Genomic DNA, 17087 nt, shown 5'->3' on the forward strand with positions numbered 1-17087 from the left:
AGGTTGATCATATGTCAAACGAGAACAATAACAATAATATTAACACAAAAGATTTTATCATCGGATCATTAATCGGTGGAATCGTAGGTGCAGCTGCAGCCCTACTATCTGCTCCAAAATCAGGTAAAGAGCTTCGCAGTGACTTGAACCAGCAAGCTGGTGTAGTAAAAGAAAGAACGTCTCAATTCCGCGATACAGCTGTTGAGCGTGGAACGGACTTTGCGAACCGTGCGAAAGAGAAATCAAACACAATTTACAAGCAGGTATCTGATCAATCAAACAATATCGTTTCAAAGATCAAAGAGCGAAAAGCTAACTCTGAAGATCCTGAAGTGCGTGCACAAGCGGACGAAGATGTTGAAAGCTTTCAGCGTGACTTGAACGATCATTTTGTTGAGGATGAGCCAGCTACAAACGAAAACCCAACTAGACACCAGTATCAGCAAGACTAATGAACGAAGGAGGAGCAATAAGTGCTTCTCCTTTTTGTATGCTCTCTTTTCCTTTATAATGGGGATTAAGAAGGAAAGGATGATGATCATATGGCAATTAACAAACTTTCAACACTAGACGACTTTTCAAAAATAAAGAACGAAAACAACAAGATTCTAGTATTCAAAAATAGCACGACTTGTCCAATCAGTGCTCAGGCTTTTGAGGAGTTTGAGAAGTTCGCTGAAGATTATGATCAGGACGTCTATTACTTAAATGTACAGGAAGCAAGACCCTTATCAAACGATATTGCTGAATCTTATGGAGTGAAACATCAATCGCCACAGGCGTTACTGATCGATGGTGAAAATGTGGTATGGAATGATTCACATTGGAGAATCACATATACTTCTTTAAACGATGCTGTGAAAAAAAATTGAGGGAAAACGGCTCTATGAAGCCGTTTTTTATTCACTCACACGATTTAATGCTTAAAAGCGTCTAAGAATTAAACTAAAAGTAGTGACATTTTATTTTTCTTCGTATATAATATCCCTAATCACTTATATAGATAGGGAGTGGAAACATTATGGCTAACATTCAGATTGACGAGTTGAGAGAAAAACTAGACGAGATTAACTTGCAGTTGCTCGATTTAATTAACGAGCGTGCAGAAATAGCACAGGAAATAGGCAGAATTAAGAAATCTCAGGGGATCAATCGTTTTGATCCAGTACGAGAACGCAAAATGCTTGATCTGCTAGCAGAGAAGAATGATGGGCCGTTTGAAACGTCCACTCTGCAGCATATCTTTAAAGAGATTTTCAAAGCGAGTCTTGAGTTACAAGAAGATGACCATCGAAAAGCTCTATTGGTTTCACGTAAGCGTCAGCCTGACAACACAGTGATCGACATCAAAGGTGAAAAGATTGGAGCTGGTGGTCAAGTATTGATCTCAGGTCCGTGTGCAGTTGAAAGCTACGAACAAGTGGCGGAAGTTGCAAAGGCTGTTAAGAAGCAAGGCTTTAAAATGCTTCGTGGAGGTGCTTTTAAACCTCGTACTTCACCATATGATTTCCAAGGTCTTGGTGAAGAAGGTCTTAAGATCTTAAAACGGGTTGCGGATGAATATGATCTAGCAGTTGTAAGTGAGATCGTAAACCCAGCAGATATCAAAATTGCTGAGAAATATGTGGATGTTATTCAAATCGGGGCACGAAACATGCAGAACTTTGAATTGTTAAAGGCAGCTGGTTCAGTCGATAAGCCTGTACTTCTCAAGCGAGGTCTTTCAGCAACGATTCAGGAGTTTATCAACGCCGCTGAATACATTGTCTCAAAAGGAAATACACAAGTAATGCTTTGTGAGCGTGGTATTCGAACTTACGAGAAAGCAACACGAAACACGCTAGACATCACTGCAGTACCGATCTTAAAGCAAGAAACTCATTTACCTGTATTTGTAGACGTTACACATTCAACAGGTCGAAGAGATCTTCTACTGCCTGCAGCAAAGGCTGGACTTGCTATTGGAGCAGATGGAATCATGGTAGAAGTTCACCCTGACCCAGCAGTAGCGCTTTCAGATGCGGCACAACAGCTTGATATTCCTCAATACGAGAAATTCGTAGATGATTTAAAATTGAGTGGGCTTTTCAACCCAGCGAAAGCTGCACCTACTACGTAGTAAACCAAAAACAGACTGTCGAGATATCCCTTTCGACGGTCTGTTTTTTTGCGTTATAATGGATTTCTATCTAACTTGTGAAAATTTCTTTATATTAAAGCAAAAAAGTTATAAATGTGCTATCTTTAATACAGTTACTTTCTTGTGAAATAAAATACATACGCATATACCGTATAGGGTGATAGAATAATACCGAAACTTATAGGTAGGAGCGACTGCGGGAAATTTGCAGTCAGAAGGATAGTATCGTATCATTAACTAAATCAAAGTCCGAAAGAGCATGAAGGAGGATTATCGTGAATACAACGATTTATGATGTAGCAAAAGAAGCAGGAGTATCCATGGCGACGGTATCGAGGGTTGTAAATGGAAACCCTAATGTTAAACCTGCTACAAGGAAAAAGGTCCACGAAGCAATCGAACGTTTAGGCTATCGACCTAACGCAGTAGCACGTGGTCTTGCTAGTAAGAAAACGACGACTGTTGGTGTAATCATCCCTGATATATCCAGTATTTTCTTTGCTGAGCTTGCTAGAGGTATTGAGGATATTGCAACGATGTATAATTACAATATCATCCTCAGTAATTCAGATCAGAACAAAGAAAAAGAAATCCATCTTCTTAACACGATGCTTGGTAAGCAAGTAGATGGAATCGTCTTTATGGGCGGGGAAATTACTGAAGAACACGTTGAAGAGTTTAAACGCTCACCTGTACCGATCGTTTTAGCTGCTACACTTGAGAAAACAAATGAGGTACCATCTGTTAACATCGATTATCAACAGGCAGCTTATGACTTAGTATCGGAGTTCATTGAGAAAGGTCATAAGAAGATTGGACTAGTAAGTGGCCCTCTTGAAGATCCTATCAATGGTGAAGAAAAGTTCCTAGGTTACCGCAGAGCACTTGAAGATGCTGGGTTAAAAGTGGATGAAGACATGGTTGCTATTGGTGATTACACATACGATTCTGGAATCGAAGCGATGACTGGATTTATTGAAAAAGACAACATGCCGACTGCCATTTTTGGAGGTACTGATGAGATGGCACTCGGAATCATTCATGGTGCTCAGGATAATGGCTACAAGGTTCCTGAAGACCTCGAAGTTGTTGGCTTTGATAACACAAGACTTGCAACGATGGTTCGACCAACGCTATCTACAGTCGTACAACCTATGTACGATATTGGAGCTGTAGCAATGCGACTCTTAACGAAGTTCATGAACAAAGAAACAGTGGAAGAACAAACCGTTGTCCTTCCTCACCGTATTCAGCATAGAAACTCAACTAAGAAGTAAATTTTGCATAAAAAACGAACCTGGAATTCAGGTTCGTTTTTTATTGGCTGATCTGATAGAGCGATCTTTCTAACGTAAGCTTATTCTTTTCTGTAATTTCACTCTTTCTAGGAATAGGTTCATAAAGGTCTTTAGGATCATGCCAAGTTTTCGGTAGTTCGAACGGTGCTAAAGACTGCCACCGTTCAATCCATTTTTCTGGAAGAGAACCTGAAGCATTCTTGTTCTTCATCTCGAGCCAAATTCTAGACCATGCTCTTGGAACGACTCTCCATACATCGTATCCCCCGCCACCGACAGCAATCCATTTGCCTCCGCAATATTCATGCGCAAGCTCATGTGCTAGTCTAGGGATAAATTCAAAGCTCTTCATTGAAACGGAAAGATGGGTGAGAGGATCGTAATAATGCGCATCTGCACCATTCTGAGTAAGAATAACGTCAGGCTTGAAAAACTCGATTACTTTTCGAAAAGAGGTCTCATAGACTTCCTGAAAAGATTCATCTTCAGTAAACGCATCGATCGGAACGTTAAAAGAGAAGCCATAGCCTTTGCCATGACCTTTTTCATTAATATTTCCAGTACCAGGAAACAAGTAACGACCGGTTTCATGAATTGAAAGGGTGCACACATTCGGATCATCATAGAAAGCCCACTGTACGCCATCTCCATGATGAGCGTCAGTATCGACGTAAAGAACTTTCGCGTTATATTTTTTCTTCATATACTCGATTGCGATGGAACTGTCATTATATATGCAAAAACCAGAGGCTTTTCCGCGAAATCCATGGTGTAGTCCGCCACCAATATTTAGAGCATGGTTTGCTTTTCCATCCATCACAGCATCGACTGCAGTTAACGTTCCCCCTACAAGTAGAGCACTTGCTTCGTGCATATTTGAAAAAATCGGTGTATCCTCGGTTCCTAAACCGTAGTTAGAAGCAACAGAAGAGGCAAGCGTTCCTTTTCCAGCATCTTTTACTGCTTGTATATAAGCTGGATCGTGAATCAATGCTATCTCATCGTCAGTCGCAATGCGAGGCGATATAATATCATCCTTTGATAATACGTTAACTTCTGTTAATAGATCATGGGTTAATTGAACCCTGATATGGTTGAAGGGATGGTTGTCACTGAATTTGTAGTTTAAGTAATCTGAGGAGTAGACGAATAATGAATCACACTTCATCTCTTAACACCCGGCAAACTTGGCCAAAGCACCTCATATCCCTCAGCCTTAATATCATCTACAACAGCTGTTGGATTCATCGTTTGAACTCTAAAAACGATGTTTTTAAACCCTTCGTTATGGCTACAAGGATAAACTAGCACACTTATGATGTTCACGTTACGTTTCCTGATAATCTGTGTGATATCTGCGAGCTTTCCAGAGACGTTTTCTACTTGAACCTCGATATGTGAACTTGGTTGATGTGCTCCTGTAAGCAGGATTAACGTGTGAAGCATATCTGTTTCGGTAACGATGCCAACCACTTTTCTATTCTCTATGATTGGGATACAGCTAATTCGATGTTCATAGAAGACAGTTGAGATTTCTTCTACGAAATCAAGCGGATGGGCGGTGATCACATCTTTTTTCATAATAGAAGAAAGAGAAGACTGTAATACTTCTCTGTTAGGGTCCATATCGAGGATTGAGGGACTAGCTTCTTTTACATCCCGATCTGAAACGATTCCTACTAATTCTCCATCATTATTAACAATTGGAAGATGACGTATATTCTTTTCTCTCATCACTTTAATGCCACTAGCAATCGTTTGCGATTCGTTCAGAGAATACACGTTTCTATTCATTATTTCCTCAATGATCAAGTCCTCTCACTCCTTTAAGTCTCAATACATGAAACGGTTTTGAAAGCGTAACGCGTCAAAAGCTTGTATGGACTCTCGGTCTACCCTTGATCCAATCTTAGCCATTAAACAATTGGCAGGGTGAGAGCTTATTTCTGGGTCATCAGTGGCATACCATTCTAATCCACCAGCGTTCATCATTTTTTCCATCACTTTTCGGTAATCCCATACTGACAAGCCAGTTCCTCTAAGGTCCCAATGCCAATAATACTCAGTAGTGATTACGATATAATCATTCATCGCATCATCCATAAAGGATGTTCTTAGCAAGCTTTTCCCAACCTTAGCGTTGCGATATTTAGGAATAACTTCAATGGCTCCAAGCTCAAGTAAGTTTTCCATATTTCCTTCTGACCATCGTTCCATAGGATCTGGGTACAAATATGTCACGTAACCAACAATGGTTTCACGTTCTCTTGCTACGATGATTCTTCCTTCTGGAAGTCCAGCAATTTCTATTAACGCCTTATGTTGCTGCTCGGGTGGGCGAAATGCTACCAGATCTTTATGTAAATGATAGGAGGCCAGGCGGTCGGGAGTAATTGGTCCCTCGATAATTAATTTTCCATGTGGAGTGTTCCATTCGATTGCATTATATGTCTTTTGATGTTCCATCTAGTCACCACCTTAATAACGATCTCAGCTCTTATTATACATGATTACACGTAAATGTAAGGGGTTTCAGAATGATTTTATTAACTTTTGTTATTTGTTAAAATATTACGAATTTATGTTATACTATCAGTGAAATCATTGAAAGATGTAGAAGAAGGAGGAGAATTACTTGGAAATGAAATCGCTTTCCGCAACTCGTGGAAATCACAATCTACAGGATTATGAAGCTACTTATGAGAATTTTGAATGGAAAGAAGCAGAAAAAGCATTTTCCTGGAATGAAACTGGGAAAGTGAATATGGCTTATGAAGCAATCGATAAGCACGCTGAATCCGATAGGAAAAATAAAGTAGCCCTCTATTTCTCTGATTCAAAAAGAGATGAAAAGTATACGTATAGTGAAATGAAAACCTTAAGTAACAAAGCTGGAAACGTGTTGAAGAAGGTTAATGTTGAAAAAGGTGATCGAGTTTTCATCTTTATGCCTCGTTCTCCTGAACTATATTTTATTTTGCTTGGATCTTTGAAGCTTGGTGCGATTGCTGGACCGTTATTTGAAGCGTTTATGGAAGGGGCAGTGCGTGATCGCCTTGAAGATAGCGAAGCAAAAGTACTTGTTACTACACCTGAGTTGCTCGATCGTGTACCTGTAGATGAGCTTCCTCATCTAGAGAGCGTCGTGCTTGTTGGGGATAATGTGAAAGAAGAAGGACCTTATATTGATTTTCACCATCATTTTGAAACGGCTGATAAAAACCTGAAAATCGAATGGGTGGATCGTGAAGATGGAATGATTCTTCATTATACGTCAGGTTCAACCGGGAAACCAAAAGGTGTCCTTCATGTTCATAATGCTATGATTCAACATTACCAAACAGCACAATGGGTGCTGGATCTTAAAGAAGATGATGTATACTGGTGTACTGCAGACCCGGGGTGGGTTACAGGTACATCTTATGGAATTTTCGCACCTTGGCTAGCAGGTACATCCAATGTTATTCGCGGAGGACGTTTTAGCCCAGAAGATTGGTATTCTACCATTGAAAAATATGGTGTGACCGTCTGGTATAGTGCACCTACTGCATTCCGTATGCTTATGGGTGCGGGTGATGAAATCGTAAAAAATTATGACCTCTCTACACTTCGTCACGTACTCAGTGTAGGTGAACCTCTAAACCCTGAGGTTATCAAGTGGGGCAACAAAGTGTTAGATCAACGTATCCATGATAATTGGTGGATGACGGAGACTGGTGCACAGCTCATCAGTAATTATCCTTCTATGGAAATTAAGCCAGGTTCTATGGGTAAACCAATTCCTGGTGTTCATGCAGCGATCGTGGATGATCAAGGTAATGAGCTGCCAGCTAACCGTATGGGCAACCTGGCTATCAAAAAAGGATGGCCTTCCATGATGCGTGCGATCTGGAATCGTCAAGAAAAGTATGAAAGTTACTTTATGAAGGGCGATTGGTACGTGTCAGGGGATTCTGCATATAAAGATGAGGATGGATACTTTTGGTTCCAGGGTCGAGTTGATGATGTGATCATGACTTCAGGTGAACGAGTCGGTCCATTTGAAGTTGAGAGTAAGCTTGTCGAGCATTCGGCAGTTGCTGAGGCAGGTGTGATCGGAAAACCAGATCCAGTACGTGGTGAAATTATCAAAGCATTTATTGCACTTCGAGATGGTTACGATCCGTCTGATGAACTGATGGAAGAAATTCGTAATCACGTAAAGAAAGGTCTTGCTGCACATGCAGCACCTCGTGAAATCGAATTCCGAGATAAGTTACCTAAAACAAGAAGTGGTAAGATTATGCGTCGAGTATTGAAGGCATGGGAGCTCGATCTACCAACTGGTGATCTATCTACCATGGAAGATTAATAAAAAGTAATCCCCGCAGCTACTGCTGCGGGGATTTTGCTATCCATTGCTGGATGACTCTCCATTACTATTCGAGCTGTTGCTTTGATTAGTGTTGGAATTATTGGAACTTGAATTATTGGAATTTGAACCGGAGCTACTATTGTTCCCTTCCCCAGAATCATTTCCTGAGCTTTCACCGTTCGTCTCTTCATTCCCATCGTTTGAGTCATCGCTGTTACCGTCACTTGAATCATCATTGTTATCTTCACCGGAACCATCATCTTCATCTTCTTTAGGAGGATCTGGTTTATCTTCTTCTTCTGGCTTATCAGACCAATCTCCAGATGTAACTTTTGCAGAAGGAGATGATTCATTCCCGGCAACATCTACTGCTGTAACATAGTAAGCATAAGAACCTGAAGGAATATTGAATGAACTTCCATCAGATGCTTTCACACTACCTAGCTTAGTAAATGAATTACTACCATTTCCTGCACGGTAAATGCGATAACCCACAATATCACTTTCTCCTGATTCGCTCCAGTTAAGAGTAGAGCCGTTTATCGATACGTTACCGACTGCGCCTGGCTTCTTGCCATTTTCTTTAGCGACAGTTCCCTCGGAAACGATGTTCAAGTTTTCGAATTTAGATGGAAGAAGTGTACTAAGGTCGATACCTTCAAAGTAATCTTCTTTAATCATAACGCCGCTTGTGACAAATTCTGCTGGTGTTGAAGAAAGTGCTTCATAAGTTTTCCCTTTAATGACCACATATCTTCCTTGTGTCAAACTGTCATCGACTTCTGTTGGTACGTATTTAGCATTAAACAAATCAGTTTGAACAAGTCCAGCTTGCTGACATAGATCAGATGCGAGTTTTCCAGATATTCCACAGAACGACCTTCTAACAATACCAGTAGGCATATCGAATCGTTTTTGTGGATCCATTATTTCAGGTTTCTGATCATATGCTGCGTTGGCAAACAGTGCCCATAAATTCTTATTTCTCACAGCATAGTTAGAATCCATCCTCATTTGCTTATCATAACCGGTCCATACACCTAGCGAAACATTAGGATTGACAGCAACGAACCAAGCATCTCGATAATCCTGCCCAGTACCTGTTTTACCGGCCCAATCAGCTGAGAATTTCAATTTACCAGGTACATCTTGTGCTGTACCCTGTCTAACTACGTCTCTCATCATATCGATCGTAAGATAAGACGTCTGAGGACTAAAGACTTGAACAGGATCTGCTTTATGCTGGTAAACAACATTCCCATCTCGATCTACAATTTTATCGATCATATAGGCATCGACGAATTTACCGCCATTTGCAAATGTTCCGAAGGCATTGGTGTTTTCTTCAACACTTACACCTCGTTGTAATGCACCGATGGACATCGATGGATTGGTTCGATCATCTAATGTCAGAGTGCTAAAGCCCATTTTCACTAGGTACTCGGTAGCTTCTACCGGGTTTAGCTTAGAGTATATACGAGCAGCTGGAACGTTATAAGATCGTTCAAGAGCCTTTCTTGCTGTTACTAGACCATGATAGTTTGAAGAGTAGTTGTTCGGGTTAAACGCATTTTTCCCTTCAATCGGAAGGTCAGGAATAATGTAGCCCGGCTGAACCTTTCCAATTTCCATAGCTGGCGCATAATCTAGTAATGGTTTCATCGTTGATCCGTTTGACCGGTATGCATTTGTCGCATGGTTAAGAGCTTCTTGGCTAAAGTCTCTCCCCCCGACAAATGATAGGATCTTTCCTGATTTATTCTCGATTAGAATTCCGCCGACTTGCATTGGATATTCTTTGTTAACCATCTCACCCGTCTCAGGATCCTGTACGGATACTGTTTTAGGGCTTTGGAAATAGCTGCCGTTATCAAGAACTTTATCTCTCGCAGCATTCATCGATTCGTATACGTTCTTATGGATCGTTGTGTGGATCTTATAACCATTCTTTCTAAGCTCTTTTTCAGCATTATTCATAAACTCGATGAAAATCTTTGAATCTTTTTCTACTTCAGCCCATTTAAGTCCCATTTTCTCAGCACTTTGTTCTACTGTTCTTGCTGTAACGTTTGCATCATACGTAATCCTATTGTATTGATTGACGCTTTCTGCTAGTTTCTTTCCGTCGTAGCCCTCTTCGTTGGCAATTTGCTCGGCGAGAACAGTTTTAGCGCGATCTTCTATTTCAAACGTCAAGTATGGATACTTCTCAAACGGTGAAGGAGAGGACTTTGCTAGATTTCCTTCGATATCGTATTCTTTTGCTTTAGTGTATTCTTCCTCAGTTATCGACCCTTCTGTATACATGCGGTAGAGGACAAAATTCATCCGGTCGATACCAGGTGTAAGATCATCTTTCACGACTCCTGAGTTTGTAAAAGGAGTGTATGTATACGGGTTTTTCGGTAGTCCTGCAATGAAAGCTGCTTGTGGTAGGTTTAATTCACTAGCGCTCACACCAAAGATTCCTTGTGCTGCAGATTGAATACCTGCAATGTTTCTGCCAGAAGCATTTCGACCGAACGGTACGACATTAAGGTATGCTTCAAGAATTTCTTCCTTTTCAAAGAAGTTTTCTAAGCGCAAAGCTAAAAGCATTTCTTTCGCTTTACGTTCAAACGATACTTCTCTCGTTAATATTTGGTTTTTCACAAGCTGTTGAGTCAACGTACTACCACCGGTACGATCTTCAGAGTTCGTGAGCTCTTGAAGAATCGCTCGTCCTATTGCTTTTGGAACAATGCCTTCGTGGTCATAAAAATATTCGTCTTCAGTTGAAATGACTGCCTTTTGTACTAAAGGGGACACGTCTTTTAGATCGACTTCCTTTCGTTCTATATCAGACCGAAAGTTACCGAGAAGAACATCGTCAGCAAAGTATATCTCACTTGTTTCTTCATAGTTATAGACGTCTCTCTTCATCTCATCATAGGAGCGAATCGGTTCATCTTTTACTAGAGATGCAAAGTAACCTGCACCAACACCTCCGGCAAACAAGCCGCCCATAAGCCCAAGTACTAGAAAAATTAAGAATAAATTCCAAACAACTTTATAAGCGATCCTTGAGCCAGTTAAGATGTTGTACTCTTGCAATCTATCGATGAACGCGTTCCACTTCGACCTGATAGAAGAAAAAAGCTCTCGCATTCCTATACCTCCTCAATTAATCCTATATATTATAGCATATCTAGTCGATATTTGTATAAAGCTTCCTTAAGGAACAGGGGCTAGAATTGACATTAAGGTACAAAGTATGATATTAATTTAGTTAGATTTTTAAACGGGTATGCGAAGAGTGGACGAAGTAGCGTTTTCCTCCCTATTTCAGAGAGTTGGTGGCTGGTGTGAACCAATATAAAGGGAAATGTGAATTACTTCCATGAGCATCTGGTGTGAAGGGCGAAATGCCTGTGTAGCATCAAGACGGACCAGGCCGTTATCCTGATGAAGTGGGAGGAAGGTTATTTCCTTCAACAAGGGTGGTACCGCGATCAAACTCGTCCCTTACCAGGGGCGGGTTTTTTATGTTGAAATTTACTTTAAAAGGAGTCAGTCACATGCATATTTTAGATGAACTAGAAGCTAGAGGGTTAATCAATCAGGTAACTGATGAAGCGGGTCTTAAGAAAGAGCTTTCCGAAAACAGCATTGGAATCTATTCTGGTTTTGATCCGACTGCAGATAGTCTGCATATAGGACACCTTCTTCCAGTACTTGCTCTTAGAAGGTTTCAGCTTGCTGGTCATACACCGATCGCACTAGTTGGAGGTGCGACGGGACTTATTGGAGATCCGAGTGGACGTGCGAATGAGAGGACACTAAATTCTGAGGATATCGTTCAAGAATGGACGAACAAGCTACAAGGACAGCTCGCTCGCTTTCTTGATTTTGAGACTAGTGAAAACCCAGCAAAAGCTGTGAACAACTTTGATTGGATCGGCGGGTTAAACATCATTCCATTTCTACGTGATATTGGAAAGAACTTTGGGTTGAACTACATGCTAGCAAAAGATTCTGTTTCATCCCGTCTCGATGCAGGAATTTCTTTCACTGAGTTCACGTACATGATCCTTCAGTCTTATGATTTTCTTGAATTGTATCGTAATGAGAACTGCCGTCTGCAAATCGGCGGTAGCGATCAGTGGGGGAACATTACTGCTGGACTAGAATTGATTCGTAAAGAAGAAGGATCAGAAGAAGGGGAACGTCCTAAAGCGTTTGGCGCAACGTTTCCACTCGTTACAAAGAGTGATGGATCTAAATTTGGTAAATCAGAAGGCGGCGCAATTTGGCTTGATGCAGACAAAACGTCTCCTTATGAATTCTACCAATTCTGGATCAATACAGATGATCGCGATGTAGTAAAATTCCTATATTACTTTACTTTCTTAAGCGTCGAAGAAATTAAAGAACTTGAAGCTTCTAATAACGAAGCTCCTGAAAAGAGAGAGGCTCATCGTAAATTAGCTGAAGAAGTAACGAAACTTGTTCATGGTGATGAGAAGCTTCAGCAAGCGATCAACATTTCAAAAGCTCTGTTCAGCGGTGACATAAAAGAGTTGACTGCAGATGAAATTCGTCAAGGTTTCAAAGATGTACCTTCTTACCATGTTGAAGAGGAAGAAAAAGGCTTGATCGATTTGCTTGTAGAAGCTGGTATCTCGTCTTCAAAGCGACAGGCTAGAGAAGATATTAAGAATGGTGCGATCTATATTAACGGAGACCGTAGTCAAGAAATGGATAAGGTCATTTCTTCTTCAGATCGGATTGAAGGACAATACGTTATTATTAGAAGAGGAAAGAAAAAATATTTCCTTCTTACATTCTAATCTTGCAAGGCCGGTAATCATAATGTGATTACCGGCCTTTTGCTATCGGGATAAAAAATAAAAAAAACCTCGGACAAAAAGTCCGAGGCTTTTAAGAAACAGCTTAACGAGAGTAGTACTCAACGATAAGAGCTTCAGTGATTTCTGCAGGAAGTTCAGAACGCTCAGGAAGGCGAGAGTACGTACCTTCAAGCTTATCTGCATCAAAAGTAAGGTATTCTGGAACAAAGTTGTTCACTTCAATAGCTTCTTTGATGATGTCAAGGTTGTTAGACTTCTCACGAACACCTAGTACTTGACCAGTTGCTACGCGGTAAGAAGGAATATCAACACGTTTGCCATCAACTGTGATGTGGCCGTGGTTAACTAGCTGACGAGCCTGACGGCGAGTACGAGCTAGACCCATACGGTAAACTAGGTTATCAAGACGAGATTCAAGAAGAATCATGAAGTTCTCACCATGAACACCTTTCATTTTACCAGCATCATCGAATAGACGACGGAATTGACGTTCAGTCATGCCGTACATGTGACGAAGCTTTTGCTTCTCTTGAAGCTGAAGTCCATATTCAGAAAGCTTTCTACGCTGGTTAGGTCCATGTTGACCTGGAGCGTAAGGGCGCTTTTCCAATTCTTTACCTGTTCCACTTAGAGAAATACCAAGACGACGAGAAATTTTCCAACTTGGTCCTGTATAACGAGCCATAATTAGCTCCTCCTTTATCACTATTTTTATTGGTATAAAATAAAAACAGTGTCGTGATTCCGATTTGTGCACATTATGTTTTCACACGCCTTCACCTTGCAGCCGGAGGTTACGCGGCGCACCTATTAATAGGAACATAATGAAATCATAAGCCGTCACGATGCTGCCATTTCTATTTTACACAACTGTCATTGTACCTTTTCTATCGACCCGTGTCAACTTGCTTCGTTTCCTCGCTAGTCAGGTATTTCTACAAAAACTGAAAATCCTCTTCACCTTATTTAAGAAAGCGCTTACAATGTAATTGTATGATACATAGATTGGAGATAGAGGGGGAGCTACATTGAGAAAAGAAAGTCGATTTGAAACTAGAACGATTCATGAAGGTTATGATTCTCATACACATCATAACAGTCTTGCATCGCCTATATATCAAACTTCTACGTTTACGTTTGAAACCGCCGAGGCAGGCGAAAAAAGGTTTGCAGGGGAAGAGCCGGGATATATCTATTCTAGATTAGGAAATCCTACTGTGAAGATGTTAGAAGAACGGATCGCTTCACTAGAAGGAGCAGAGGCTGGTTTAGCGTTTGGATCAGGAATGGCTGCTGTTTCAGCAGTCCTATTCCACCTAGTTCGTTCAGGTGATCATATTTTGTGTTCAGAAGGTGTTTATGGGTGCACATTCGGATTATTGCAATTAATGAAAGAAAAGTTTTCAGTAGAGCATGACTTACTACCTCTTGATTCAAGAGAGCAGATCTTGCAAGCAATTCAACCAAACACGAGTGTCATCTACATTGAAACACCGATCAACCCCACTTTGAAATTGATCGATTTAAAGATGATCTCTTCAATTGCCAAGGAAAGAGGAATCACCGTCGTAGTCGATAATACCTTTTCTACGCCGTATCTCCAAAGACCTTTGGAATTTGATTGCGACATCGTCTTGCATAGTGCAACGAAATACATTGGTGGGCATGGTGACGTTGTAGCTGGTCTAGTCGTTGGTGATCATGAGATGATTTCTTCAATAGCGAAATCGACACAAAAGGACATTGGAGGTATCTTATCACCATTCGATGCTTGGCTTTTATTAAGAGGGTTGAAAACACTGCCTCTTCGCATGGACCGCCATTGTGAGAACTCGCAATCAATCGTTCACAAATTGAAGGAACATCCTAAAATTAAGAAAGTCATGTACCCTGGTTTGGAAGAGTCTCCGTCATATTCGATCGCAAAGAAGCAAATGAAAAAGCCTGGCGGGCTCATATGTTTCGAGCTAGAGGGCGGGAAAGCAGAGGCGCAGGCCTTCATGAATAGACTCGAAATGATTAAAATTGCTGTAAGTTTAGGTGATGCAGAAACGCTGATACAACATCCTGCTACGATGACACATGCGGTAGTCCCAGAAGAAGAAAGAGTGAGGATGGGAATCAATGATTCACTTATTCGAATTTCAATCGGTCTAGAAGCTTGGGAAGATATTTGGGCTGATATAGAGCAAGCGTTAGAAATGTAACTCCGATTAACTCAATAAAAACAGCCGCGGAATCTCGCGGCTGTTTTTGGTTCATTTATATATTCTTTTCTAATGTAGTGATAAACTTCTTTAAATATTTTTCATCCGTTTCATCAAATCGTCCAACGCTTGGGCTATCGATATCAAGAACGCCAATAATGTCGTTAGAGGAACGAATTGGAATGACAATCTCTGATTGAGAAGCGGCATCACAGGCAATATGTCCTGGGAACTCATGAACGTTCTCAATTCTCATGGTTTTACCTTCTTTCAAAGAAGTTCCGCATACGCCGCGACCGTTCGGAATACGGACACATGCTGGTAAGCCCTGGAAAGGTCCAAGTACGAGCTGGTCGCTTTCTTTTTCATATAAATAAAAGCCAACCCAGTTAACATCGTTCAGAAACTGATTCAATAATGCAGAAGCATTTGCTAAATTTGCAATTTGGTTTGTTTCATCTTCAATCAGCGCTTGTAGCTGCTTGATGACCATTTCATAATCTTTTTCTCTCTTGCCTGAGTAGGATTCGACTTCAAACAAGTTTATTCACCTCAACTTTGTATCGAAATTATGCTAATCATATCAAAACTTGGAGGTTATTACACATATTTTGTCGCACGATTAATAAAGGATAGTTTGGGTGTTCAACGAAAAAGTAATAGTACGAAAGAAATGGAGGTGGTTCCAAAGTGAAGCAGGAGCGAGATACAGTATCGAAGCGAAACGTCATACAGGCCGCCATTCAACTCTTCAATACGAAAGGATACAATGGAACTTCAGTCCGTGATATTGCCAATAAAGCAGGCGTGAACGTCTCGTTGATCTCTTATTACTTTAATGGGAAGAAGGGACTAGCTGAGTTTTTGATGACGACTTTTCTAGAAGGCTATGTCAAAGAGTTAGAGAACGTTCATAAAATGTTAGATAATAAATCTGCAAAGGTTTGTTTAGTCGAAGCACTACGATCGATTATGATCTATCAACATCAGAATAGACAGTTAGCGAGATTTGTTCATAGAGAAATTACGTTCGATTCAGTCCTTGTCCGAGAAATCATGACCACCTATTTATCAAGAGAAAAATTTTATTTATCGAAAATTTTTGAGGCCGGCTTTTCAAATAAGGAGTTTCGCCCTCAGTCAGTCGATTATGTCGTCATGCAGTTAAGAGGGATGTTGTCGATGCCTTTTCTGCAGCCCCAATATATATTAGAAGTTCATCATATTCAGCCTAATGAAGCCTATTTTATTGAACGATATACGAAGCAGTTATTACAGTGGGTTGAGTTATATGTATGTCGAGAGACCTCGGTAAAACAAAAGCCGTTCGCTATGAACGGCTAAGTGGATAAGAAAAAGATATAGGTTCTAACTGCTCTAAACCTTGACCGATCCCTTTGTAACTATGGGCGTCTGATCCATAGACAAGAGGGATTTTTCTGCTTATCGCTTCATTCACGACCCAAGCAGGGGGATAAGGTTCTTTACAAAGAGGCTTCACTGTTCCTGCCCCATTGTAGTCAAGTGATAGTCCCTGTCTTTTTACTTCATCTAAAATAGAGGTCACATAATTAGGTGAGAGCGTGTCACAAGGAAACTGTTTTTGAAACTTATTCACTAAGCTAATGTGGCCGATTCGCTTTGGCTTATTAACTCCTAAATCTGAAGTTAACGAAGAGTAGACTGTTTCATAGTATTTTTTATGGACATTCTCGACTGAGCCTAACGATCTCACTAGCTCCTCAAATGACTCTGGACTATAGTCGAGGCACGTGTACTCGTTATTATGTTTAATAAAATGAACAGATAAGATTGAATCATCTAATTTTGGACCGAACTCATTTAAAAAGTTCTTCGTTTCTTCTTCATACCCTTCTATGTAGTCAACTTCTAGCCCACAATTGATTTCTATCTTATCGCGGTATACATCTTTGATTTCTTCGACTGCTAAAAGGTATTCTTCTAATGTTTGATGTGACATTCCGCTGTCTTTTGATGGTACTGGGTCTATGAATCTTGGGGGAAGAGGTGCATGCTCGGTAAACGTTAATCCAGTAAAGCCTCGTTTTATTGCTTCTTCAACATAGCTTTCGAGAGGATCAGTCGATCCGTGTGGACAAAATGGAGAATGGACGTGGCCATCGTACTTTTTTCTCATATATAAGCACCTCTTTCAAGAATTCAAAAAAATTATAACATTATCAAGGAATTTGGCTGTCGAATATTGAATTTATTTAG

15 protein-coding genes and 1 other annotated feature are annotated in these 17087 nt (G+C 40.6%); of the genes, 8 read left to right on the top strand and 7 right to left on the bottom strand.

The window, feature by feature from the left end; translation table 11 throughout:
- The first annotated feature begins 11 nt into the window (after window positions 1-11).
- From ACXAEY_RS05680 to ccpA, 4 genes are all read left to right on the top strand, one after another.
- A complete protein-coding gene (locus tag ACXAEY_RS05680; RefSeq protein ID WP_270179613.1) occupies window positions 12-452 on the top strand; it encodes a YtxH domain-containing protein in 441 nt (146 codons plus the stop codon).
- A 90-nt stretch (window positions 453-542) separates the two neighbouring features.
- Window positions 543-872, top strand: coding sequence for a bacillithiol system redox-active protein YtxJ (ytxJ, locus tag ACXAEY_RS05685; RefSeq protein WP_270179612.1), 330 nt, complete (start codon window positions 543-545; stop codon window positions 870-872).
- Between the two features lie 149 nt (window positions 873-1021).
- Window positions 1022-2119, top strand: coding sequence for a bifunctional 3-deoxy-7-phosphoheptulonate synthase/chorismate mutase (locus ACXAEY_RS05690; RefSeq protein WP_270179611.1), 1098 nt, complete (start codon window positions 1022-1024; stop codon window positions 2117-2119).
- 296 nt (window positions 2120-2415) lie between these two features.
- A complete protein-coding gene (ccpA, locus tag ACXAEY_RS05695; protein ID WP_270179610.1) occupies window positions 2416-3417 on the top strand; it encodes a catabolite control protein A in 1002 nt (333 codons plus the stop codon).
- Window positions 3418-3457: 40 nt separating this feature from the next.
- Here the strand turns inward: ccpA and ACXAEY_RS05700 are convergent, their stop codons facing one another.
- From ACXAEY_RS05700 to ACXAEY_RS05710, 3 genes are read right to left on the bottom strand one after another with little or no spacing between them, the layout of a single operon-like run.
- Window positions 3458-4606 (bottom strand): acetoin utilization protein AcuC, encoded by a 1149-nt coding sequence (locus ACXAEY_RS05700; protein ID WP_474810844.1) that lies wholly within the window; start codon window positions 4604-4606, stop codon window positions 3458-3460.
- Entirely contained in the window at window positions 4603-5250 is a 648-nt protein-coding gene (locus tag ACXAEY_RS05705; protein ID WP_270179608.1) for an acetoin utilization AcuB family protein, read from the bottom strand. Before ACXAEY_RS05705 ends, ACXAEY_RS05700 begins: the two co-directional genes overlap by 4 nt.
- Before the next feature lie 21 nt (window positions 5251-5271).
- Window positions 5272-5904, bottom strand: coding sequence for a GNAT family N-acetyltransferase (locus ACXAEY_RS05710; protein WP_270179607.1), 633 nt, complete (start codon window positions 5902-5904; stop codon window positions 5272-5274).
- Window positions 5905-6079: 175 nt separating this feature from the next.
- On the opposite strand from ACXAEY_RS05710, the gene acsA reads away from it, so the two are divergent.
- Window positions 6080-7789 carry an acetate--CoA ligase gene (gene acsA, locus ACXAEY_RS05715; RefSeq protein ID WP_442865123.1) on the top strand — a complete coding sequence of 570 codons (1710 nt, stop codon included), beginning with the start codon at window positions 6080-6082 and terminating at the stop codon, window positions 7787-7789.
- 39 nt (window positions 7790-7828) lie between these two features.
- On the opposite strand, the gene ACXAEY_RS05720 is transcribed toward acsA, so the two are convergent.
- Window positions 7829-10939 (bottom strand): transglycosylase domain-containing protein, encoded by a 3111-nt coding sequence (locus ACXAEY_RS05720; protein WP_474810845.1) that lies wholly within the window; start codon window positions 10937-10939, stop codon window positions 7829-7831.
- A 135-nt stretch (window positions 10940-11074) separates the two neighbouring features.
- Window positions 11075-11300 (top strand) — a binding site (T-box leader).
- Window positions 11301-11349: 49 nt separating this feature from the next.
- On the opposite strand from ACXAEY_RS05720, the gene tyrS reads away from it, so the two are divergent.
- Entirely contained in the window at window positions 11350-12621 is a 1272-nt protein-coding gene (gene tyrS / locus ACXAEY_RS05725; protein ID WP_474810846.1) for a tyrosine--tRNA ligase, read from the top strand.
- Window positions 12622-12724: 103 nt separating this feature from the next.
- On the opposite strand, the gene rpsD is transcribed toward tyrS, so the two are convergent.
- Entirely contained in the window at window positions 12725-13327 is a 603-nt protein-coding gene (rpsD, locus tag ACXAEY_RS05730; RefSeq protein ID WP_224878764.1) for a 30S ribosomal protein S4, read from the bottom strand.
- A gap of 343 nt (window positions 13328-13670) precedes the next feature.
- Between rpsD and megL the strand changes: the two genes are divergently transcribed.
- Window positions 13671-14849, top strand: coding sequence for a methionine gamma-lyase (gene megL / locus ACXAEY_RS05735; protein WP_270179604.1), 1179 nt, complete (start codon window positions 13671-13673; stop codon window positions 14847-14849).
- A gap of 55 nt (window positions 14850-14904) precedes the next feature.
- Here megL and ACXAEY_RS05740 read toward each other — a convergent pair whose 3' ends face one another.
- On the bottom strand, window positions 14905-15390 hold the full coding sequence (locus ACXAEY_RS05740; RefSeq protein WP_474810847.1) for a GAF domain-containing protein: 486 nt from the start codon (window positions 15388-15390) through the stop codon (window positions 14905-14907).
- 149 nt (window positions 15391-15539) lie between these two features.
- Between ACXAEY_RS05740 and refZ the strand changes: the two genes are divergently transcribed.
- Window positions 15540-16193 carry a forespore capture DNA-binding protein RefZ gene (gene refZ / locus ACXAEY_RS05745; protein ID WP_270179602.1) on the top strand — a complete coding sequence of 218 codons (654 nt, stop codon included), beginning with the start codon at window positions 15540-15542 and terminating at the stop codon, window positions 16191-16193.
- On the opposite strand, the gene hisJ is transcribed toward refZ, so the two are convergent.
- Window positions 16180-17007, bottom strand: coding sequence for a histidinol-phosphatase HisJ (hisJ, locus tag ACXAEY_RS05750; RefSeq protein WP_270179601.1), 828 nt, complete (start codon window positions 17005-17007; stop codon window positions 16180-16182). The genes refZ and hisJ overlap by 14 nt on opposite strands.
- Between the last annotated feature and the right edge of the window lie 80 nt (window positions 17008-17087).

This window comes from Anaerobacillus sp. ABA4_114 (assembly GCF_056159065.1).